The 14,401-nt window shown below is 71.4% G+C and carries 12 protein-coding genes; 5 read left to right on the plus strand and 7 right to left on the minus strand.

What is annotated here, in order from left to right; all coding sequences use genetic code 11:
• Positions 1 to 56 precede the first annotated feature (56 nt).
• The gene (gene rarD, locus H8R17_RS15040; protein WP_187823682.1) at positions 57 to 1,058 is read right to left on the minus strand and encodes an EamA family transporter RarD; all 1,002 of its coding nucleotides are present in this window, start codon (positions 1,056 to 1,058) and stop codon (positions 57 to 59) included.
• A 160-nt stretch (positions 1,059 to 1,218) separates the two neighbouring features.
• Positions 1,219 to 2,073 carry an SDR family oxidoreductase gene (locus H8R17_RS15045; protein ID WP_187823683.1) on the minus strand — a complete coding sequence of 285 codons (855 nt, stop codon included), beginning with the start codon at positions 2,071 to 2,073 and terminating at the stop codon, positions 1,219 to 1,221.
• A gap of 91 nt (positions 2,074 to 2,164) precedes the next feature.
• Between H8R17_RS15045 and H8R17_RS15050 the strand changes: the two genes are divergently transcribed.
• Positions 2,165 to 2,542 (plus strand): helix-turn-helix domain-containing protein, encoded by a 378-nt coding sequence (locus tag H8R17_RS15050; protein ID WP_187823684.1) that lies wholly within the window; start codon positions 2,165 to 2,167, stop codon positions 2,540 to 2,542.
• A 46-nt stretch (positions 2,543 to 2,588) separates the two neighbouring features.
• Here H8R17_RS15050 and H8R17_RS15055 read toward each other — a convergent pair whose 3' ends face one another.
• From H8R17_RS15055 to H8R17_RS15075, 5 genes are all read right to left on the minus strand, one after another.
• Positions 2,589 to 3,704 (minus strand): 2-oxoacid:ferredoxin oxidoreductase subunit beta, encoded by a 1,116-nt coding sequence (locus tag H8R17_RS15055; protein ID WP_187823685.1) that lies wholly within the window; start codon positions 3,702 to 3,704, stop codon positions 2,589 to 2,591.
• Positions 3,697 to 5,625, minus strand: a complete 1,929-nt coding sequence (locus H8R17_RS15060) for a 2-oxoacid:acceptor oxidoreductase subunit alpha (protein WP_187823686.1) — start codon at positions 5,623 to 5,625, stop codon at positions 3,697 to 3,699. The genes H8R17_RS15055 and H8R17_RS15060 overlap by 8 nt, the downstream gene beginning before the upstream one ends.
• Before the next feature lie 303 nt (positions 5,626 to 5,928).
• Positions 5,929 to 6,600, minus strand: coding sequence for a LuxR C-terminal-related transcriptional regulator (locus H8R17_RS15065; RefSeq protein WP_187823687.1), 672 nt, complete (start codon positions 6,598 to 6,600; stop codon positions 5,929 to 5,931).
• A 910-nt stretch (positions 6,601 to 7,510) separates the two neighbouring features.
• Complete coding sequence (locus tag H8R17_RS15070) at positions 7,511 to 8,887, minus strand: sensor histidine kinase (protein ID WP_187823688.1); 1,377 nt, start codon at positions 8,885 to 8,887, stop codon at positions 7,511 to 7,513.
• 414 nt (positions 8,888 to 9,301) lie between these two features.
• Positions 9,302 to 10,573: a sensor domain-containing protein gene (locus H8R17_RS15075; RefSeq protein WP_187823689.1), complete on the minus strand. Its 1,272-nt coding sequence runs from the start codon at positions 10,571 to 10,573 to the stop codon at positions 9,302 to 9,304.
• A 283-nt stretch (positions 10,574 to 10,856) separates the two neighbouring features.
• On the opposite strand from H8R17_RS15075, the gene H8R17_RS15080 reads away from it, so the two are divergent.
• The 4 genes from H8R17_RS15080 to H8R17_RS15095 are packed head-to-tail and all read left to right on the plus strand — an operon-like array spanning position 10,857 to position 14,399.
• Positions 10,857 to 11,333, plus strand: coding sequence for an NADH-quinone oxidoreductase subunit A (locus tag H8R17_RS15080; RefSeq protein ID WP_187823690.1), 477 nt, complete (start codon positions 10,857 to 10,859; stop codon positions 11,331 to 11,333).
• Entirely contained in the window at positions 11,324 to 11,962 is a 639-nt protein-coding gene (locus H8R17_RS15085) for an NADH-quinone oxidoreductase subunit B (RefSeq protein ID WP_187823691.1), read from the plus strand. The genes H8R17_RS15080 and H8R17_RS15085 overlap by 10 nt, the downstream gene beginning before the upstream one ends.
• A complete protein-coding gene (locus H8R17_RS15090) occupies positions 11,959 to 13,434 on the plus strand; it encodes an NADH-quinone oxidoreductase subunit C (RefSeq protein WP_187823692.1) in 1,476 nt (491 codons plus the stop codon). The genes H8R17_RS15085 and H8R17_RS15090 overlap by 4 nt, the downstream gene beginning before the upstream one ends.
• Positions 13,431 to 14,399, plus strand: a complete 969-nt coding sequence (locus H8R17_RS15095) for a complex I subunit 1 family protein (RefSeq protein WP_187823693.1) — start codon at positions 13,431 to 13,433, stop codon at positions 14,397 to 14,399. The genes H8R17_RS15090 and H8R17_RS15095 overlap by 4 nt, the downstream gene beginning before the upstream one ends.
• Positions 14,400 to 14,401: the final 2 nt, after the last annotated feature.

Raw genomic sequence — 14,401 nt, forward strand, 5'->3', positions numbered from 1 at the left:
CTGACCACCTCGACGCAGTTCGGCGCGGCGATCGGCATCTCGGCCGTGACCGCCGTCTACGGCCTCGCGTCCACCGGACCGGACCCCGACTCCATCCTGTCGGCGTTCCGTACGGCGCTGGTCGTGCCGGTGGTCATGATTGCCCTGGGCGCGCTGGAGTCGGTCACGGGCCTGCGCGCGCGGCGCAGCGCGTCCCAGGTGAGCAGCGTGAGCGCCAGCCAGACCAGCGCGAAGCCGGCCCAGCGCTCCGGTGGCATGGCCTCGCCGAAGTAGAGGACGCCGAGCAGGAACTGCAGGGTCGGGGTCAGGTACTGCAGCAGGCCCAGCGTGGACAGGGGCACGCGGATCGCGGCGGCGCCGAAGCAGACCAGCGGCAGCGCGGTGACGACGCCGGTCGCGGCGAGCAGCGCCGCGTGTCCCGCACCCTCGGTGGTGAAGGTCGACTTGCCCTGCGCGGTCAGCCACAGCAGATAGCCCAGCGCGGGCAGGAACTGGATCGCGGTCTCGGCGGCCAGCGACTCCACGCCGCCGAGGTCCAGCTTCTTCTTCACCAGACCGTACGTGGCGAAGGAGAAAGCGAGGCAGAGGGACGTCCACGGGGGCCGGCCGTAGCCGATGGTGAGCACCAGCACCGCCGCGCAGCCGGTCCCTACCGCCGCCCACTGCACGGGGCGCAGCCGCTCCTTCAGCAGCAGCACGCCGAGGGCGATGGTGACCAGCGGGTTGACGAAGTACCCGAGCGAGGCCTCGACGACCCGGCCGGAGTTCACCGCCCAGATGTACACGCCCCAGTTGATGGTGATGACCGTCGCGGCGACCGCGACGAGCGCCAGTTTGCGCGGCTGGCGCAGCAGTTCGCCGGCCCAGGCCCAGCGCCGTACGACGAGCAGCGCGGCGGCGACGAAGACGAGGGACCAGGTCATCCGGTGGGCCAGGATCTCGACGGCCCCGGCGGATTCGAGCAGATGCCAGAACAGGGGGACGAGGCCCCACATGCCGTACGCCGCGAAACCGTTCAGCAGACCTATGTGCCGCTCGCTCCTCGGTTCCCCGGCCATGGACCACTCCTCCTCGACGCCCCGCTTATCGCCCCCGCGCACGAACGACGCACGCGGGCACGACCGTAACGCCGGAGACCCCCGCCTGTCATGCTCGTATCGCCATACGGTCATGACAGGCGGGGGTGAACCGCTCTCAGGGGTTTCTACTGGGGGGAGTTCAGCCCTTGAGTGCGGCGGCTATGGCCTCGGAGATCGGCGTGGTCGGACGGCCGGCCAGGCGGGAGAGGTCGCCGGTGGTCACGACCAGCTCGCCCTTCTCGACGGAGGCGTCCACGCCCGCGATGATCGCGGCCAGCGGCTCGGGCAGGCCGGCGCCGGTCAGGATGCCGGTGAAGGCCTCGACGGAGACGGGGCTGTACGCGATCTCCTTGGCGGTCTGCCGGCTCAGCTCGGCCGCGTACTCGGCGAAGCTCCATGCCTCGTCGCCGCCCAGCTCGTACGTCTTGTTCTCGTGCCCCTCGCCGGTCAGCACGGCGACCGCGGCGGCGGCGTAGTCGGCGCGGGAGGCGGAGGAGACCCGGCCCTCGCCGGCGGCCTGGACGACGGCGCCGTGCTCCAGAACGGGGCCGAGGTTCTCGGTGTAGTTCTCGTGGTACCAGCCGTTGCGCAGCAGCACGTACGGCAGGCCGGAGGCCAGGATCGCCTCCTCGGTGCCGCGGTGGTCGTCGGCCAGGGCGGCCGTCAGGCTGCCGGGGGCGCTGGTGTAGGCGAGCATGGCGACACCGGCGGCCTTGGCGGCGTTGATGACGACCTTGTGCTGCCCGACGCGGTCGTTGCCCACCTCGCTGCCGGAGATCAGGAGCACCTTGTCGCCGGCGGAGAACAGGCCGTCGAAGGAGGTGGGGGAGTCATAGTCGGCGAGCGCGAGCTTCACTCCTCGGTCCGCGAGGCCGGCGGCCTTCTCCGCGTTGCGGGCGACCGCGGTGATCTGATCCGCCGGGACCTTCTCCAGCAGCTGCTCCACGACGTGACGGCCGAGGTGTCCGGTGGCTCCGGTGACGATGATGCTCATGATTCTGGGACTCCTTGTGGGGTGCGTTGGCACTAACCCTAGGATGTGCGCTAACTCTTCGAAAGTACCCACTTTGAAGTAAGTTACTGGTATGGCAGTAAGTGATCGGGTCAGCGACGGCGAGCAGATGTGCCCGCACCGCCTGGTGCTGGAGCACGTGACCAGCCGCTGGGGCGTCCTCGTACTGATCCGGCTCTCGGAGGGTCCGCACCGCTTCAGCGAGCTGCGCCGGGCGATCGGCAGGGTCAGCGAGAAGATGCTCACACAGACGCTCCAGACTCTGGAACGGGACGGTCTCGTCCACCGCCACGCCAAGCCTGTGATCCCGCCGCGCGTCGACTACTCCCTCACCGAGCTGGGCCGCGAGGCCGCCGAGCAGGTGCGGGCGCTCGCGACGTGGACGGAGCAGCGGATGGGCGACGTGCAGCGGGCGCGGCGGGCATACGACGAGGCCCGGACTGCGTCGTAACGGTCCGGGCCTCCGCCCGCCAGGTGCGTCTCGCGTCCTGCGGAGGTCAGCCGACCACCGTCCAGGTGTCGCCGCCCGCCAGCAGCGCGGCCAGGTCGCCCTTGCCGTGCTGTTCGATCGCGGTGTCGAGCTGGTCCGACATCTGCGTGTCGTACGCCGGCCGGTCGGTGGAGCGGAAGATGCCGATCGGGGTGTGGTGCAGCGTGTCCGGGTCGGCCAGCCGGGACAGGGCGAAGGCGTTGGTCGGGGACGGCGAGTGCGCGTCGTGGACCAGGATCTCGGCCTCGTTGTCGGCGGTGACCGTGACGACCTTCAGGTCACCGGTCAGCCGGTCCCGTACGACGCCCTTGGAGCCTCTCCCACTCTCGGCTTCGCTCGAGCGGGAGGTGCCCCCGGTGCCGAAGCGGATGGGCTTGCCGTGCTCCAGCCGGATCACGGCCTCCTCGGCCTGCTGCTTGTCCTTGAGGGCGTCGAAGGCGCCGTCGTTGAAGATGTTGCAGTTCTGGTAGATCTCGATCAGTGCCGTGCCGGGGTGGGCGGCGGCCTGGCGCAGCACCTCGGTGAGGTGCTTGCGGTCGGAGTCCACCGTGCGGGCCACGAAGGACGCCTCCGCGCCGATCGCCAGCGACACCGGGTTGAACGGCGCGTCCAGCGACCCCATCGGCGTCGACTTGGTGATCTTGCCGACCTCGGAGGTCGGGGAGTACTGCCCCTTGGTCAGGCCGTAGATCCGGTTGTTGAAGAGCAGGATCTTGAGGTTGACGTTGCGGCGCAGGGCGTGGATGAGGTGGTTGCCGCCGATGGAGAGGGCGTCTCCGTCGCCGGTGACGACCCAGACGGACAGGTCACGGCGGGAAGCGGCGAGGCCGGTGGCGATGGCGGGGGCGCGGCCGTGGATGGAGTGCATCCCGTAGGTGTTCATGTAGTACGGGAAGCGGGAGGAGCAGCCGATGCCGGAGACGAAGACGATGTTCTCCTTCGCCAGGCCGAGTTCGGGCATGAAGCCCTGCACGGCGGCGAGGATGGCGTAGTCGCCGCAGCCGGGGCACCAGCGCACTTCCTGATCGGACTTGAAGTCCTTCATGGACTGCCTGCCCTCGGCCTTCGGCACGAGGGAAAGCGCCTCGATCGTGCCCGTGCCTTCCGTGGACGTCTCAGCCATCGATGGCCTCCTTGAGAGCCGCGGCGAGCTGCTCCGCCTTGAACGGCATGCCGTTGACCTGGTTGTACGAGTGGGCGTCGACCAGGTACTTCGCCCGGATGAGGGTGGCGAGCTGGCCGAGGTTCATCTCCGGCACGATGACGTGCTCGTACGAGCGCAGCACCGCGCCGAGGTTCCGCGGGAAGGGGTTGAGGTGGCGCAGGTGGGCCTGTGCGATCGACTCCCCGGCGCGGCGCAGCCGCCGTACGGCCGCGGTGATGGGCCCGTAGGTCGAGCCCCAGCCGAGGACCAGGGTTCTGGCCTGGTGCGGGTCGTCGACGTCGATGTCGGGCACGTCGATGCCGTCGATCTTGGCCTGGCGGGTGCGGACCATGAAGTCGTGGTTGGCGGGGGCGTAGGAGATGTTGCCCGTACCGTCCTCCTTCTCGATCCCGCCGATGCGGTGCTCGAGGCCGGGGGTGCCGGGGATGGCCCAGGGGCGGGCGAGGGTGTGCGGGTCGCGCTTGTAGGGCCAGAAGACCTCGGTGCCGTCGTCGAGGGTGTGGTTGGCTCCCTGCGCGAACTGCACCGTGAGGTCGGGCAGGTCGTCCAGGTCCGGGATGCGCCAGGGCTCGGAGCCGTTGGCCAGGTAGCCATCCGAGAGGAGGAAGACGGGCGTGCGGTAGGTCAGCGCGATGCGGGCCGCCTCCAGGGCGGCGTCGAAGCAGTCGGCCGGGGTGCGCGGGGCCACGACGGGTACCGGGGCCTCGCCGTTGCGGCCGTACATCGCCTGCAGCAGATCCGCCTGCTCGGTCTTGGTGGGCAGACCGGTGGAGGGCCCGCCGCGCTGGATGTCGACCACCAGCAGGGGCAGCTCCAGCGAGACCGCCAGGCCGATGGTCTCGGACTTCAGCGCCACGCCGGGGCCGGAGGTGGTGGTGACGGCCAGCGAGCCGCCGAACGCCGCGCCGAGGGCGGCGCCGATGCCGGCGATCTCGTCCTCGGCCTGGAAGGTGCGCACGCCGAAGTTCTTGTGCTTGGACAGTTCGTGCAGGATGTCGCTGGCCGGGGTGATCGGATACGAGCCCAGGAAGAGCGGCAGGTCGGCCTGCTTGCCGGCGGCGATCAGGCCGTAGGAGAGGGCGAGGTTGCCGGAGATGTTGCGGTAGAGGCCGGGCGGGAACGCCGACTGGGCCGGGGCGACCTCGTAGGAGACGGCGAAGTCCTCGGTGGTCTCGCCGAAGTTCCACCCCGCCCGGAACGCGGCGATGTTGGCCTTCGCGATGTCAGGCTTCTTGGCGAACTTGGCCTGCAGGAATTTTTCCGTGCCCTCGGTGGGCCGGTGATACATCCAGCTCAGCAGCCCGAGCGCGAACATGTTCTTGCTGCGCTCGGCCTCCTTACGGGACAGGGCGAACTCCTTGAGCGCCTCGACCGTGAGGGTGGTCAGCGGCACCGGGTGGACGCTGTAGCCGTCGAGGGAGCCGTCCTCCAGTGGGCTGGTGGTGTACCCGACCTTCTGCATGGCCCGCTTGGTGAACTCGTCGGTGTTGACGATGATCTCCGCGCCGCGCGGCAGGTCGCCGATGTTCGCTTTCAGGGCGGCCGGGTTCATCGCCACCAGGACGTTGGGTGCGTCACCGGGGGTGAGGATGTCGTGGTCGGCGAAGTGCAGCTGGAAGGAGGACACGCCGGGCAGGGTGCCGGCGGGTGCGCGGATCTCGGCCGGGAAGTTCGGCAGGGTCGACAGGTCGTTGCCGAACGACGCGGTCTCCGAGGTGAAGCGGTCACCGGTGAGCTGCATACCGTCACCCGAGTCCCCCGCGAACCTGATGATCACCCGGTCCAGGCGGCGGACGTCCTTGTCGCCTGCTGGCTCGCGCTGCTCCCCTACGACTGCTCCGTCGGCCTGCTCCGCTGGGCTACTGACCTGGCTGGTCACTGAACTGGACCTCCCTTGAGGCGGCTGTCCGGGACGGGCCTTCCCGTAGGCCTTCCCAGGATCAACCCTACGACCGCAGGGGTCGCCTTCCTGCGGCCATTCGCATGATGGACACCACTTTGAGACGGCCCGCTGCCCTGACACGCCATGTTCTGCCCGTCCCCGGCGCTGCTCTGGAAGACGCTCCCGGGTCGTTCTTCGGTTCTGCTCGCCGCTGGTCGTTGCTGGTCGCCGCCGGCCGTTTCGGGTCGCTTCGGGTCGCTTCGGGTCGCTTCGGGTCGCTTCGGGTCGCTTCGGGTCGTCTCAGGAGTTGAGGTAGGTGAGTACGGCCAGCACGCGGCGGTGGTCGCCCTCGCTCTGCGAGAGCCCCAGCTTCAGGAAGATGTTGCTGACGTGCTTCTCCACGGCTCCGTCGCTCACCACGAGCTGCCTGGCGATCGCCGAGTTCGTCCGGCCCTCGGCCATCAGGCCCAGGACCTCCCGCTCCCGCGGGGTGAGTCCCGCGAGCACGTCCTGCTTGCGGCTGCGGCCGAGCAGCTGCGCCACGACCTCCGGGTCGAGGGCCGTACCGCCCTCGGCCACGCGCACCACCGCTTCCACGAACTCACGCACTTCGGCTACCCGGTCCTTGAGGAGGTAGCCGACGCCGTGACTGGAACCCGCCAGCAGTTCGGTGGCGTACTGCTCCTCCACGTACTGCGACAGCACGAGCACACCGAGTCCGGGATGCGCCTTGCGCAGCTGCACCGCGGCCCTGACGCCCTCGTCGGTGTGCGTCGGCGGCATCCGTACGTCCGCGACGACGACGTCCGGCAGCTCCCCCTGCGCGTCCAGCTCCGTGATGGTCTTGACCAGCCCGTCCCCATCCCCGACGCCGGCGACGACTTCATGCCCGCGGTCGGTCAGCAGCCGGGTCAGCCCCTCCCTGAGCAGAACCGAATCCTCGGCGATGACCACCCGCACCCTGTCCTCCACAATCCTTGTCCCCCTCCCCCCGACTCCACGCCGCCCCGTACGACGCCAGGTCCAGCATTCCAGCATTGAGGGACGGATGCGCCCAGGCAACGGGATTCGGGGGCGCGAATGAGGGGGCGGGGGTTGGGGCGCGGGGCGGTTGCGGGAGCGGGGCGGGGTGGGGTGGTTGGGAGAACGGGGCGGTTGCGGGAGCGGGGCCGGGCGGTTGGCGCTCGTGGTGGTTCAGGGGGAGTGGCGTGAGCTTGCGGTGAGGGGCGGGGAGTCGGCTGGGGTGGCTCGGGATCGTCGGCAGGGGGGCGGCCTGGGGTCAGGGTTCGCGTGGGGGCCAGGGTTCGCGCGGGGTCAGGACCGGCTGGGGTCAGGGTTCGCCCGGGGTCCGCATGGGGTCAGGGACCGGCCAGGCCTTGAGATCGTCCGGGATTTAGGGACCGGCCCGGGGGCCAGGGGCTGCCTGTGGCCCTGGCGTCTGGGGACTGCCTGGGTCTGGGCGCTGCCTGGGTCTGGGGCTGCCCGGAGTCCAGGGACTGCCTGGGCCTAGGGACCGACTGGGCCTGGGACCGCCGGGACCTGGGGATCCCCCCGGAGCGCAAAGACTGCCCAGAGCCCTGGATCTGCCTGGGGTCCAGGGACTGTATGGGCCTGGGAATGCCCGGAGCGCGAGGGCTGCCTGGGTCTGGGGCGGCCTGGTCCTGGGGCCGCCCGGGGGTCCAGGGCCGGAGCCCTGGCGGGGTCGAAGGGGGGAGCCCCTGGGGATGCGAACGGGTAAGGGCGGCGGGGGCGAAACCTACCGACCTCAGCTCCCGCGACCGCTCACGCCCCTACCCGGCCCCTGCCCCACCCCCCCCGGACCTTGACCCACGCCGCCCGCAGCCGCCGTCGGCTCACCACCCCACCCGCTCACCCCACCCGCTCAACCCACCCCCTCATCCCGCCACGGCAACTCCGCCGTCACCCGCGTCGGCCCCCCGACCGGCGAGTCCACCACCAGCACCCCGTCCACCGCGTCGAGCCGCTCCGCCAGCCCGGCCAGCCCGGAGCCACTGGAGACGCCGGCCCCGCCAACCCCGTTGTCGGCGACTTGGAGCATCAGCCGGTTCTCCACCCGCCACAGCTCCACCGCCGCCCGTGTGGCCTGCGCATGCTTGCTGATGTTCTGCAGCAGCTCCGACACCGTGAAGTAGGCGATCCCCTCGATCGCCGGCGCCGGCCGCTCCGCCAGGTCGACCTCCACCCGCACCGGCACCGTGCACCGCGCCGCCACCGCCGACAGCGCCGCGTCCAGCCCCCGGTCGGTCAGGACGGCTGGATGGATCCCGCGGGCCAGATCCCGCAGCTCCTGCAACGCCGTCTTCACCTCGCCGTGCGCCTCGTCCACCATGTGCACCGCTGCCTGCGGGTCCTCCCGCAGCTTTTCCTTCGCCAGCCCCAGATCCATGGCCAGGTTGACCAACCGCGCCTGCGCCCCGTCGTGCAGATCGCGCTCGATGCGCCGCAGGTCGGCGGCGGCCGTGTCGACCACGACCCCCCGGTCCGACTCCAGCTCCACCACGCGCGTCGCCAGCCGCGACGGCCCCAGCAGCCCGGCCACCAGCAGCCGGTCCACCATCGTCAGCGCCCGCGTGATCCAGGGCACGGCCAGCGTGATCAGCAGCCCCACAGCGGTGGTCACGGTGATCTCGAAGGGGTTGTCCAGGTAGATCCGGTGTTGGTCGTCGCCGTACAGCTGGATCCCGCCCTGACCGGCGTACATCGGGAACACCCAGAACCACAGCGGATACGTCACCAGCGACCACCCGCAGACCCACACGGTCACGGCGACGCAGAAGGAGAACACCGCCCACGGGAAGAACAGCAGCGAGTACAGCACGGCCCGCCACGACGTGCCGCTCTTGAGCACGGCCGCTATCCAGCCCATCGCACCCGGCTTCTGCGCCCGCAGCGGCTCCGGCTCAGCCACCTCCAGACCCAGCAGCGCCCGCGCCCGGGCCCGCTCCAGCACCCCCAGTCCCCGGCAGCTCGCGAGCGCCACCGCCAGCACCGGCACCCCGAGGAACGTCACCAGCAGGCCCGCCCCCAGCGCCACCATCGTCGCGGTGAAGGTGAACAGCAGGACGGCGATCGGCAGGCTCAGCAGCACATGTCCGAACGCCTGCCAGGTGCGCGCCTCGCACGGTGCCCGCAGCCCGGCCGGCAGCTGGTGCCGCCGCTCCTCGCCGCCCCACGAGCCTGCCCCGTGCGGCCCGGACCCGCCGTCGGGCCCGTACCCCTGTCCGTACTCCATGGCCATCGGTGTCGTCCCGTCCTACTCGTCCTTCGCGTCCCGCAGGGTCGGCAACGTCCTGCGGCTGCGCCCGTCGTACGTCCACCCTGCTCGCCCGCAGGTCGGCAGACCATGGAGTCCGTCGGCGTCTTGGACGGGGGTTTTCCCCACCCCAGCGGGGAGCGGATCTGGCGGGAGCAGGCCCGATGGGCCCCTGCCGGGAGCGGACCTGCCAGAAGCAGCTCCGCCCGCCCCCTCCCGCGGTGCTGGCCTCGTCTGCCCCCGCGGCAGTAGCCCGCCGGCCCTCAGCCGGGTGCAGCCCCTGCCCCGCCCCTGCCGGGAGCAGATCCGCCGGGCCCGGCCGGGTGCAGCCCGCCGGGAGTAGCCCGCCGGGAGTAGCACCGTCGCGAGCGGCGGCCCCGCCCCGACGACCCAGCCGTGTCAGGCGGCCTCTCCCGGCGCCCCCTTGCCCGACGCCGCCTTGCCCCGCGAACCCCTCCCGGAGACGGCCGCCCCCGCGCGGTCGGTGCCCGTGCGGTTCCGCCACGGCAGCTCCGCCGTGACGGTCGTCGGCCCGCCCTCCGGCGACTCGACGACGAACACCCCGTCGACGGCGTCCAGCCGGTCGGCCAGCCCCCGCATGCCCGTACCGCCGTCGAGCCGCGCGCCTCCGCGACCGTCGTCCCACACCTGTATGAGCAGCCGGTCGTCCGTCCGCCCCACGTCGACCGACGCCGCCTTCGCCCCGCTGTGCTTGCTGATGTTCTGCAGCAGCTCGGACACCGTGAAGTACGCGATGCCCTCGATCGCCGCCGCCGGCCGCTCCGCCAGCTCGACCATCACCTTCACCGGGACCGCGCACCGCGAGGCCACCGATGACAGGGCCGCGTCCAGTCCGCGGTCGGTCAGTACGGCGGGGTGGATGCCGCGGGCCAGGTCTCGCAGCTCCTGCAGCGCGAGCTTCACCTCGCAGTGCGCCTCCTCGACCATCGCCGCCGCCGTGTCGGGATCCTCCAGCAGCTTCTCCTTGGCAAGGCCCAGACCCATGGCCAGGTTGACCAGGCGGGCCTGCGCACCGTCGTGCAGGTCACGCTCGATGCGCCGCAGGTCGGCGGCGGCCGTGTCGACCACGACCCCCCGGTCCGACTCCAGCTCGGCGATGCGCCGCTCCAGCTCGTCGGAGGGCGACAGCAGCCCCCGCACCATCGCCCGGTCGGCACTGGTCAGCCCCCGCGCGATGAACGGCAGCACCGGCCACAGCACGAACAACGAGGTCAGCGTGATCGCAAAGGTGAGCACACCCCACGGCAGCCGTATGAAGTCGTACAGGAACGTTCGCCAGCCCACCGGATCCTTCAGCCTCATCCACAGCCGGCCGAGGAGACCGTCGGCCCGGTGCAGCGGCAGCGGGCTCGGCTCGTCGATCCGCACCCCGAGCAGCGCCCTGGCCCGGGCCCGCTCGAACCGGCCCATCAGCCGCGCGCCCGAGAGTCCCAGCGCCAGCACCGGGAGGCCGATCACCGTGAGGGTCAGCATGCCGCCGGCGAACAGCACCGTCACCACGTAGACGAAGCCGAACAGCGCCATCGGCAGGTTCGCCAGGAGATGCGCGATCTCTTTCCAGGTGCGCCCCGCGAAGGCGAAGCGGGCCGGAGGCAGGCGGTCGTCGGGCTCGGTCGCATTCGAACTCGCGGGCGGGTAGCGTTCGGTCATATCGGTTAGCGTGCCCGTCGCCAGGCCGTCGCGCCATGAGGTGGACCGCCGAGTTCCCCTGAGGAAAACCCCACCCCCCGCGACCACCCCCGCGAAACCGGCCGCCGCGGGGCCGCTCGCCGGACGGGCGCATGCTCACCTGTGTCCCAACGCATGACGGGCTGCTTACGCTCTCTTTAGCAGGCCCTAGACTCCCGTGCGTACAGGTCGCCATACAGCGGCGTTCACCAGGTCCACGGGTCACAAGTCCACAGGTCACGAGGTCAGGGAGCGAGGGACGGACGTGCCGGAACCGACCGTCGTCGATTCGACCGCCGCCGCGGCGGACCGCGCGACGCACGCGGCCGAGTACACCCAGAGGCACGCGGCCGACTATGCCCAGACGTACGCGGCCGACTATTTCCAGTCGTACTCGGTCGTCGGCCTGCTCGCCGTCATCGGCGTGCTGTTCGTCGCCGTGGCCTTCGGCGCCGGACGCCTGCTGCGGCCGGTGGTCCCCACGCCGGAGAAGCTCCTGACATACGAGTGCGGCGTCGACCCAGTCGGGGAGGGCTGGGCTCACACCCAGGTCCGCTACTACGTCTACGCGTTCCTGTACGTGATCTTCGCCGTCGACTCGATCTTCCTGTTCCCCTGGGCGACGGTTTTCGCCGCCCCCGGCTACGGCGCCACGACCCTCGTCGAGATGTTCATCTTCCTCGGCTTCCTGGCCGTGGGCCTGCTGTACGCATACAAGAAGGGCGTCCTGGCATGGACGTGACGCCAGACACCAACAGCCCGTCGATCGGTCAGCCGAACGGCCAACCGATCGGCCAGCCGGTCCTGCTGCCGGAGCCGAAGCGGCTGGGCGCGCTCGCGCGCCTCGCCCCCGAGCCGATGAAGGTCGTCCTGAACTGGGGCCGCCGCTACTCGCTCTGGGTCTTCAACTTCGGCCTGGCCTGCTGCGCGATCGAGTTCATCGCAGCGTCGATGGCCCGCCACGACTTCATCCGCCTCGGCGTCATCCCGTTCGCGCCCGGCCCGCGCCAGGCCGACCTGATGGTGGTGTCCGGGACGGTCACGGACAAGATGGCGCCCGCCGTGAAACGCCTGTACGAGCAGATGCCCGAGCCGAAGTACGTCATTTCCTTCGGCGCGTGCAGCAACTGCGGCGGCCCGTACTGGGACTCGTACTCCGTCACCAAGGGCGTCGACCAGATCATCCCCGTCGACGTCTACGTCCCCGGCTGCCCGCCGCGCCCCGAGGCCCTGCTCCAGGGGATCCTGAAGCTCCAGGAGAAGATCGCGCGCGAGTCGCTGGAGGAGCGGTACGGGTCGGCCTCCCGGCCGTCCGCCGCCGCGCTGCAGAGCGGCCTGGTGACACCGCCGGCCGCGGGGGAGGAACGATGACCGCCGTCGGCTGGCTGCCCGCCGGCGTCGAGGACCTGTTCGGTACGGAGGCCACGGCCGAGGAGTCGTACGACGTGCTGACCGTCGACGTACCGCCGGCCGCCTGGCTCCCCGCCCTGGAGACCGCGCGCGACCGGCTGGGCTGCACGTACTTCGACTGGCTGAGCGCGGTCGACGAACCGGGCACGGGCTTCCATGTCACCGCCCACGTCGCGGCCCTGGCCCCCGTACGACGGCTGCTGCTGCGCACGACGGTCCCGCACGAGGCGCCGGTGCTGCCGAGCGCCGTCGGCGTCTACGCGGGCGCGGCCTGGCACGAACGCGAGACGCACGAGATGTTCGGCGTCGACTTCGAGGGCCACCCCGCGCTGGACCACCTGCTCCTGCCGGACGGCTTCGAGGGCCACCCCCTCCGCAAGGACTTCGTCCTGGCGGCGCGCGTCGCCAAGGCCTGGCCCGGCGCGAAGGAGCCGGGGGAGCCTGCGGCGGGTGCAGCACACGGCGGCCCCAAGCGCCGCCAGATGCTCCCTCCGGGCGTCCCCGACCCCAACGAGTGGGGCCCCCTCAAGGGCCAGCTCCCCCCTGCCCCCGCCCGCCCGGCCCGCGGTGCGGCCCGCGCAGCCGGCGACCGCCCGGCACGCCGCACCCGCACCGCGACGGAGGGCTCCGCCAGCCAGTCGGCGACGCCCACAGCCGCAGGGGAGCCCCCGGCACGCCGCATGCGTACGGCAGCGGAGGGCTCGGCGAGCCAGACGCCCCCCGCCACCGAGCCACAGGCAGACACACCCGCACCACCGACCACGCCCAGCCGCACACGGAGCGCCGGAGAGGGCTTGGCCTCACAACGTGAGGGCACGCCGGCGGGCGGGACCCCGGAGACTCCGACCCCGCGCCGCGCGCGCAGCGCGAACGAGGGTTCGGCGTCCCAGCGCACCGGAACGGGCACTCCCGCCGCCCCCCGTCGCGCGCGCAGCGCCTCCGAGGGCTCCGCGAGCCAGCGAGCCACGTCCGGCACTGCCCCGGCAGGCGACACGGACGAGACCGCCGCGACACCGGGCCCGGACAGCCGTACCCCGAAGCCCCCCGCGACTCCCCGCAGCCCCGACGCCCCGTGGCACCACGCCCGCCCGACCTTCGACGAGCCCGCCTCCGAGCAGGCGCGCGAGGCCGAGCAGGGTCCCAAGGCCGAGCAGGGTCCCGAGGCCGAGCAGGCGCCCGAGGCCGAGCAGAAGCCCAAGGCCGAGCAAGCGGCCGAAACCGAGCAGTCCCCGAAGGCCGAGCAGGCACCCGGGGCCGAACAGCGGCCCAAGGCCGAACAGGCGGCCGAAGCCGAGAGTGAGCCCCCGGACTCGCAGACCCCGCCCCCGGAAACCGGCCGTTCCAACTCCGCCGACTCCGCTGCTTCCTCCGGTCCCTCCGATTCCGCCGACACCACCCCGACCCGCGAAGACCCCGCAGGAGGCCCGCAGTGAACGACGTGCTCGACGTCACCCTGCGACTCCTGATCGTCTTCGTCGTCTTCCTGACCTTCCCGCTGCTCATCGGCCAGACCGAACACAAGGTGATGGCCCACATGCAGGGCCGCCTCGGCCCGATGTACGCCGGCGGCTTCCACGGCTGGGCCCAGCTCGTCGCCGACGGCGTGAAGTTCGCGCAGAAGGAGGACGTGGTCCCGGCGGGCGCGGACCGCCGTATCTTCCAGCTCGCCCCCGCCGTGGCCCTCCTGCCGTACCTGCTCGTCCTCCTCGCCATCCCCATCGGTCCGGGCGAGGGCGCCGTCGCCCAGGTCATCGACGCGGGCATCTTCTTCGTGCTGGCCGTCATGGGCGTCGGCGTCCTCGGCTCGCTCATGGCCGGATGGGCCTCCGCCAACAAGTTCTCCCTCCTCGGCGGCCTGCGCACCGCCGCCCAGCTCCTCGCCTACGAACTCCCGATGCTGCTCACCGCCGCCTCGGTGGCGATGGCGGCCGGCACGGTGTCGATCCCCGGCATCCTCGACGCCTTCGAGTGGTGGTGGCTGCCCTGGCAGATCGTCGGCGCGATCGTCTTCTTCGTCGCCGGACTCGCCGAACTCCAGCGGCCCCCCTTCGACATGCCGGTCGCCGACTCGGAGATCATCTTCGGCGCGTACACCGAGTACACCGGCCTGCGCTTCGCCCTCTTCCTCCTCGCCGAGTACGCCGGAATCGTCATCCTGTGCGGCCTGACCACCGTCCTCTTCCTGGGCGGCTGGCACGGCCCCTGGGGCGCCGACGGCCTCGGCTGGGTCTGGACCCTGCTGAAGACCGCCCTCCTCGCCTTCCTCGTGATCTGGCTGCGCGTGACCTACCCCCGCCTGCGCGAGGACCAGCTGCAGAAACTGTCCTGGACCCTCCTCGTCCCCCTCTCCCTCGCCCAGATCGCCCTCACCGGCATCGTCAAGGTGGTGATCCAGTAGCC

This window comes from Streptomyces sp. TRM68367, from assembly GCF_014495685.1.
In the GTDB taxonomy this organism is placed as follows: domain Bacteria; phylum Actinomycetota; class Actinomycetes; order Streptomycetales; family Streptomycetaceae; genus Streptomyces.

Excerpts from the sequence above, each read along its gene's own strand:
- H8R17_RS15050 (WP_187823684.1), top strand. The coding sequence starts at position 2,165 with ATGGCAGTAAGTGATCGGGTCAGCGACGGCGAGCAGATGTGCCCGCAC.
- rarD (WP_187823682.1), bottom strand. The coding sequence starts at position 1,058 with ATGGCCGGGGAACCGAGGAGCGAGCGGCACATAGGTCTGCTGAACGGT.
- H8R17_RS15055 (WP_187823685.1), bottom strand. The coding sequence starts at position 3,704 with ATGGCTGAGACGTCCACGGAAGGCACGGGCACGATCGAGGCGCTTTCC.
- H8R17_RS15085 (WP_187823691.1), top strand. The coding sequence starts at position 11,324 with ATGGACGTGACGCCAGACACCAACAGCCCGTCGATCGGTCAGCCGAAC.
- H8R17_RS15075 (WP_187823689.1), bottom strand. The coding sequence starts at position 10,573 with ATGACCGAACGCTACCCGCCCGCGAGTTCGAATGCGACCGAGCCCGAC.
- H8R17_RS15070 (WP_187823688.1), bottom strand. The coding sequence starts at position 8,887 with ATGGCCATGGAGTACGGACAGGGGTACGGGCCCGACGGCGGGTCCGGG.
- H8R17_RS15090 (WP_187823692.1), top strand. The coding sequence starts at position 11,959 with ATGACCGCCGTCGGCTGGCTGCCCGCCGGCGTCGAGGACCTGTTCGGT.
- H8R17_RS15045 (WP_187823683.1), bottom strand. The coding sequence starts at position 2,073 with ATGAGCATCATCGTCACCGGAGCCACCGGACACCTCGGCCGTCACGTC.